General features: G+C 51.3%; 7 protein-coding genes. 2 read left to right on the forward strand and 5 right to left on the reverse strand.

Going from position 1 to position 6,535, the window contains the following annotated elements:
- Nucleotides 1-178 precede the first annotated feature (178 nt).
- The 5 genes from Q0110_RS18125 to Q0110_RS18145 all read right to left on the reverse strand — a co-directional run bounded on the left by Q0110_RS18125 (nucleotide 179) and on the right by Q0110_RS18145 (nucleotide 4,600).
- Nucleotides 179-1,360 carry a CHC2 zinc finger domain-containing protein gene (locus tag Q0110_RS18125; RefSeq protein ID WP_297909872.1) on the reverse strand — a complete coding sequence of 394 codons (1,182 nt, stop codon included), beginning with the start codon at nucleotides 1,358-1,360 and terminating at the stop codon, nucleotides 179-181.
- Nucleotides 1,357-2,742 carry a DnaB-like helicase C-terminal domain-containing protein gene (locus Q0110_RS18130; protein WP_297909874.1) on the reverse strand — a complete coding sequence of 462 codons (1,386 nt, stop codon included), beginning with the start codon at nucleotides 2,740-2,742 and terminating at the stop codon, nucleotides 1,357-1,359. Before Q0110_RS18130 ends, Q0110_RS18125 begins: the two co-directional genes overlap by 4 nt.
- Entirely contained in the window at nucleotides 2,739-3,185 is a 447-nt protein-coding gene (locus tag Q0110_RS18135) for a hypothetical protein (protein ID WP_297909877.1), read from the reverse strand. The genes Q0110_RS18130 and Q0110_RS18135 overlap by 4 nt, the downstream gene beginning before the upstream one ends.
- Before the next feature lie 293 nt (nucleotides 3,186-3,478).
- Nucleotides 3,479-3,937: a hypothetical protein gene (locus Q0110_RS18140; RefSeq protein WP_297909880.1), complete on the reverse strand. Its 459-nt coding sequence runs from the start codon at nucleotides 3,935-3,937 to the stop codon at nucleotides 3,479-3,481.
- 453 nt (nucleotides 3,938-4,390) lie between these two features.
- Nucleotides 4,391-4,600, reverse strand: a complete 210-nt coding sequence (locus Q0110_RS18145; protein ID WP_297909883.1) for a DUF4248 domain-containing protein — start codon at nucleotides 4,598-4,600, stop codon at nucleotides 4,391-4,393.
- A gap of 382 nt (nucleotides 4,601-4,982) precedes the next feature.
- On the opposite strand from Q0110_RS18145, the gene Q0110_RS18150 reads away from it, so the two are divergent.
- Complete coding sequence (locus tag Q0110_RS18150) at nucleotides 4,983-5,468, forward strand: HU family DNA-binding protein (RefSeq protein ID WP_297909886.1); 486 nt, start codon at nucleotides 4,983-4,985, stop codon at nucleotides 5,466-5,468.
- Between the two features lie 459 nt (nucleotides 5,469-5,927).
- The gene (locus Q0110_RS18155; protein WP_297909888.1) at nucleotides 5,928-6,380 is read left to right on the forward strand and encodes a glucosaminidase domain-containing protein; all 453 of its coding nucleotides are present in this window, start codon (nucleotides 5,928-5,930) and stop codon (nucleotides 6,378-6,380) included.
- The last annotated feature ends 155 nt before the right edge of the window (nucleotides 6,381-6,535 follow it).

Below are 6,535 nucleotides of genomic sequence, written 5' to 3' on the forward strand. Positions count from 1 at the left end.
TCTCGAATGCGGGTGCAAAAGTAGTGCTATAAAACATAAACTCCAAACAAAATCGTAACTTTTTTGTAATATTTTTTTCAAAGGGGGGTTGCGTACATTAATATTATTTATAGGTATCATCCCCAATATTATTTATAGGCATCATCCCTGTCATTATAAGCATTATTGAGGCAAGGTATTAACAAAACACATTCCTCCGAAGGATCAAAGACACTCTGGATTCCCGTTTTTTCAAGGTCGAGAGAGTACGGAGAAGCGGCATACGCTCCTCGACGGTCAAGGCCAACCGGAGTTGCTCCAAGATGAGAAGGCTTTCCGAGCGAAGAAGACGCTCGTAGGTCTCCAGACGGGCCACACGGGTACACCGCCGGATCACCTCACGCATCCCCCCTAGCCCACGATGGGCGAGAAGGCTATCCGGATCTTCCCCGTAAGGGAGTTGTGCACGGCTCACCTCCATCCGCTCACGCCCGTTCCAAAGGGCAGAGAGGCGAGCCATGGAGTCTTCGCCTGCGGGATCGGCGTCGAGCAGGAAGACAAGGCGGCGGGTGTATGGCGCCAGTAACCCGGCGTGCTCCTCCGTGAAAGCCACTCCGCAAATCGCTACCGTGTTCGAGAACCCGGCGGCGTGCATGGCCAAGGCATCCTTGTAGCCCTCCGTTATATATACGAAGCCGTGGCTACGGATTCCATCGGCGGCCTCCCGCAAGGCGTACAGGAAACGGCTCTTCACGTAAAGCCCGCTCGTAGGCGAGTTGTAGTACTTGGGCACGTCCGCAGGCCTCTCTCCCACCCCGATCCATCGACCGGCGAAACCGCAAAGCTTCCCCGTCTCGTTACGTAGGGGGAAGACCAGCCGCCCGCCCAGCTTATCGTAGGCGAAGGGAACCTGCACGGGAGCTACGCCAACCTCGAACCTCCGGTAGGTATCGCCCAGCACGTCCATGGCGGGAAGGAAAGGCGAGAGCATCGAGAGGAAGCGGGCGTGCTCACGCTCGATAATTGAAAATTGAGAATTGATAACCGGAACCTTTTTGGGGGTTGGGAGATCTTTCATAGGATTCCTTACGGCTTCTTCTCCGGAAAGGATACCGTAACGATGGGCCAAGATACGCAGCGCCTCCGGAAAAGAGCAATTCTCCATCCGCATGACGAAAGAGAAGAGATCGCCCCCGGCATCGCAAGCGAAACATTTGTAAAGCTGCTTCCCGACATGCACGCTGAGCGACGGGTGGCGATCGTCGTGGAAAGGGCAAAGCCCCACGAGAGCGCTTCCCCGGCGGGTGAGCGTGAGGTACGCCCCGACCACCCTCTCAAGGGTGACGGAGCGTAAGATTCGTTCTTTCAGGCCGTCGGTCATAGCAGTCGGTCGTCGTAATCGGTGAAACGGGTCATGGAAGGGTTGTAGCGGAAAACCGCCTTGCCCACGCTCCCCAAGCGATTCTTCGCTACCAACAGATATCCCACGCCCCGGAGATCTTCCTTCGTCTTAGGGTCTTGGTAGATGCCGTATTTCTCGGGGCGGTAGACGAACACCACCTGGTCCGCTACCTGCTCGATAGCGCCGGAGTTGCGCAAGTCGCTCAAGACCGGCAGGAAAGGCGCCGAGCGACGGTCGCAATCACGGTTCATCTGCACCAGCAAGACAACGGGAACCTTCATCTCCACGGCCATCAACTTGACCTTCCTCACCACCTCGCCCAAGGCCAGGTCCATCGTCTCGTTGCGAGAGTTGCCCTTGCCCTGGGGCACATGGATCAGGTTGAGGTAATCTATCAGGAAGAGATCCACCCCTTCCTTCGCCTGCTCACGGAAGAGCATCGCCCGGATCTCGTCGATCGTCAGCGACCCGCAGTAGACCAGCCGCAGAGGAAGAGACTCCAAGCGGGTAGCCGCCTCGCCCAGGCGTACCCGCTCCTCGGCGGTAGTGCCCCGGTAACGGATCTTCTCCGGCTCCACGTCGCTCAGTATGGCGAGCAGGCGGTGTACCAGCTCCTCCTCCGACATCTCCACGCTGAAGAAGAGCGTGCGCTTGCCCTGCTCCGCAGCACGTAGCGCCCAGTTAAGCGCCACCGCCGTCTTCCCCATCGAGGGGCGTGCGGAGAGTACGGTGAGATCCTTCGGGTGAAGGCCTCCGGTCAGCTCGTCGAAAGAGCGTATACCGGTCAGCACCTCCTCCGTCACGCCCGATCGTCGCTCCTCCTCGCGGCGGTAAGAATCGGCCAGCGCCTCCCGGGCCACGTCGCCTGCCGAGCGGGTCTCCTTCTCCGAGGTAAGGCGCAAGTCCAAGGCATCAAGCTCCTTGCGGATAGAAGCCATCAGGTCTGCCGCCTCCACGCCGGGAACCTCGGCCTCGCTGCCGTATTTCCGGAGCACGTCACGGCATCCCCTGAGTACCCACGCTTCCTGCACCAGCCGGGCATGAACGAGGATATGGCTGTCGTTCCTCAAGGCCGATAGCGTCTCACGGAGGAAAGAGAGGCCGTTGAGCCTCCCGTACAAGGCAGCGTCTTGCCGGATCATCTCGGCCTCGATCGTGACCATGTCTACCGCCTTTCCCTGCGCCGCCAAAGAAGCCACGGACTTGAACACCAGCCGGTCTCCCTCGGTCGTGAACATCTCGGGGATCAATCGTCCCCCCAGCTCGAAATAAGATTCCGGGCTGCTCAAGAGAGCGGCTATCACCGCCCGCTCCGCCTTCTGCTGAGGCGTCTGGCTCATTCTCGCTTCTTGCTTCATCATATACGCCCTCCCGAATAGATGTTGCAAGTAGAGAAAGCGTCGTTATCGCCCATCAGGGTGAAAGAGCCGCCAGCGACATGACGCTCCGGCGCCATCGGCAGCAACCAGCCGAGGCAGATGTAGTTACCCATCTTCTTGACCGTGAGCCATCCTAGCGAGACGAACTCTTTCAGCATCTTCTGGATCGTGCGGTAATCCATCCCCATACGGGCCGACAATTCCTGGGCCGAGGTGATCCATTCCCCCCTGTGGCAAAGATAAGAGGCCATCCCCCGCTCTACCCAGCCCTCCTTGAAAAAGGAGTTTACCTGTATGCAGAGCATCACCCGGGCGGCGTCTTGGTCCTTCACGGGCGAACAAGCGGTTAACAACATACTCCTACTGACGTAAATATAGCCAGTCTCGAGTAAATTCACGGAAAAAGAAATTCGTTTGTTTTCCATAACTGTTTTTTTAATAGATAAAATCTATGTAGAACTGGTTTGCAGGACTCGAAATGGCATCTAACCATCTGATAAAGAAAGATATACAAGCCTCGTTTTTTGTCCGATGTAGCACCCCTATGTAGCACCCCATCTTATAATAAATAATATTTATATAACCTTCTTCTGAGATTTTCTGAAAAGATCGCATCCGTGAACTATTCTAACGCCGCGAAGATACGCACGGGCACCCCGGTATTGGATTACCCAATTTTGCGACGCCAAAAACCCGCAATCGCTTATCGGATATGCGCTTACGGTTTTCCGGTGTCGCATTCGCCCTCTTTCCTGTTAAAATTATCTTCCGATTTCTTGTATCCGGCGAAGGTTTTCTCCAGCTCATCGTACACCGAGGTCTTATCGTAGAACATGGAGCGGATGGAGGAGTCCTTGAGCGGCATCTCGAAGATACGGCCCAGATGCCTGTCCAGCTCCTCGTAGCTGAGCTTCCCGAACATCCCGATCCGGTACAAGGCCCGTATGACCCCTACCATCAGGCGGGGATACCTCACCTTGATCCTCGCCTCGTTCCGGCCTCCCATCATCTCGTAGATCTTGTCTCTGTAGCTGGTGTTGAACATCTCACGGATCGCCGCCATGCGGTTGGTACGTGTATTCCGGGGGTCGAGCAGGTAAGCCGCTGTCTCGAACAGTGTCCGTGTGGGGTTCTCCGAATTCCTGATGGATTCATCGATCTTGACGAATGAATCCATGTTTCTGCTTTTTTTTATTATCCATATTGTCTTTTTTTAAGTGAAAAAACATTCGTGATCGCTGACGCTAAGGGTATGGGGGCGAAGGCGCAAATCGTAAGGGCCGGCAACGTAAAGGCCCGGAACCTGCCGATATACAGAGCGGAGGCCGAAGGCGTAAATCGCCGGAACTAAGGGCACGCATCGCAAAGGTTAGCGGCGCAAAGACCCGAAACCGCCGATATACAGAGCGGAGGCCGAAAACGTAAATCGCCGGGACTAAAGGCACGCACCGCAAAGGTTAGCGGCGCAAAGACCTGAAACCGCCGATATACAGAGCGGAGGCCGAAAACGTAAATCGCCGGGTTGAGAGTACGCGTCGCAGAAGCCGACACTACACGTCGTAAGGGTTGTCGATACACGCAGCGTAGCTCCTCGCTACGCATCATGCGGGCCAACGCAACCTTATGCGCGTCAAGGTTCTCCCAAGAACTTAAAGATAAGCGCTACCTGCTTGGAGGTGAAGAGTTTCTGTTTGGGATAATAACCGGTCTTCCGCAACGCCTTCGAGAGTGGCTGGTTCACACGTATCCAAACCGATAAACGGTTCAGGGCCGCTTGGTAGGTTATATCCGGGGCATAGGCCCGGGCTAGATCTCCTTTGCTGTAAGATTGTGTTTTCATGATTTCTAGATTTAATTTTCTGATATAAAGATACAGATTAATTTGGATATGGAGATACATTTCTTCTATTATTTTTAAACTTTATCTCATGTTTTCTCATTGTATTACATAGTTGTACATATTTGAATGGATGGAGTGTTGTATCTTTGTATTTGTGATTAGGTATGATTCGTATTTACGAGTAGATAGGAGTTGGATAGATGGCTATATATAGTTTGTATAGATGATTAGATTTCACTTGCATATGTGATTATATATCATTTTTTATACAAGCTTATAAATAAGCTAAATATATGGTCATATATCACTTGTATATGTAATTAAACGAGATTTATATCTGAGATTATATAAGATTTATATTCATTCTTAAAAAAACAATTTTATGGCATTAAATTACAGTGTTTCGATGCGGGTAAATCCCCATGATTCTAAACAGCCCAAGAAGGCCTACGCACGGGCTCAGGTTAATGCGGAGTTATCGCTGAAGGATCTCTCCAAGCGTATCGCCAGCCAGACCACGGTAAGCCGGGCTGATGTCTCGGCTGTGCTTATCAGTTGCGTGGAGAATACGCTGGAGGCCTTGCGTGCGGGCGATCAGGTGGATTACGGCTCGCTGGGGAAGTTCCGCTTGCAGGTGCTTAACCGACCGGCTGATAACACTGAGGTGTTCACGGCCTCGAACATTTCCGGCGTAAGGATACAGTTCATCCCCGGCGAGGAGCTGAAGGATGTTTTCACCGGCATGAGTTTCAATCCCGTACCTACCCGGGCGGCTGTCCGTGCCGTGCTTAAGGCAGAGAAGGCCGGACTGACGAACGTGGATATTTCCAAGAAGCCTACGGGCTCGGAAAGCCCGGACGAGATCTGATGAGGTGGCAGTGATAGGTGATAAGTAATGGCAGAGGTTGGCTAATGGCGATTAGTGAGCGGTAGGTGGTGAGTGATGGGGGATGGTTGGTTGTTATGATAAATGAAACAAACATTGTTAGCTATCAACCATCTACTTAAGCCTATCGATTACGATTAATTGAGTATGGGGAAGCGTTAATATAAACGGCTTATGGCTGATTTCCTATGAACTTGACGTTTTCGAACTTTTGATCATGGTTTATTGATTGCGGGGAAGCGTTTAATACAAATTGTTTATGGGCAATTGTCTAAATACTGACACTTATGAACCTTTGATTGAGATTTATTGATTGAGGCTAATCGCCAGATACCAAATTATCTACGATCAATTATTAATGAACTATTACTAACAAACATATGTATACTAACAAACTAATTATTGATTACGGTCTATTGATGACCATCAACTAATAAAATTATGGAGACTAGAGGTTTTATTGAGAAATATGCTCCGTTGGCTCTTGAGGCGGGGCGGGCGTTTCGGATTAATCCGGTGGTGATCTTGGCGCAGGCAGCGATTGAGACGGGTTGGGGTGAGAGTACGCTTTGCCAGGAGCATCATAATTGCTTCGGGATCACGGCTTACGGGCGTTCGAATGCATGGTGGGACGGGACGTTTGCCGAGTTATCGGAGGATTCGCTCCGTTTTCGGGTATATCCGGATTATAAATGTTCTTTCATGGATTATTGCCGTTTGCTCCGTTCGGCCTATCCTCGTGCGGCAGATATGAGCGCTGATCCGAGAGCGTTCGCAAAGGAGATATCATATAGTAAATATATCAGCGAGGTGAATGGAGATAATAGAGAGGAATATCGTAAGCTGATCTGTCGATTATGTCGGAAGATATCGCTTTTTATCGCTCAAGGGTAGGTTTGGTTGTTTGGTTCTAATTATTGGGTTTTGATTGTTTGGTTTTGATTAGTCGGATTTAGTTATTCAGTTTAGTTATTCAGTTTAGTTATTCAGTTTTGTTATTCAGTTTTGTTATTCAGTTTTGTTATTCAGTTTTGTTATTCAGTTTTGTT

This window comes from uncultured Parabacteroides sp., from assembly GCF_947855115.1.
Classification (GTDB): Bacteria; Bacteroidota; Bacteroidia; order Bacteroidales; family Tannerellaceae; genus Parabacteroides.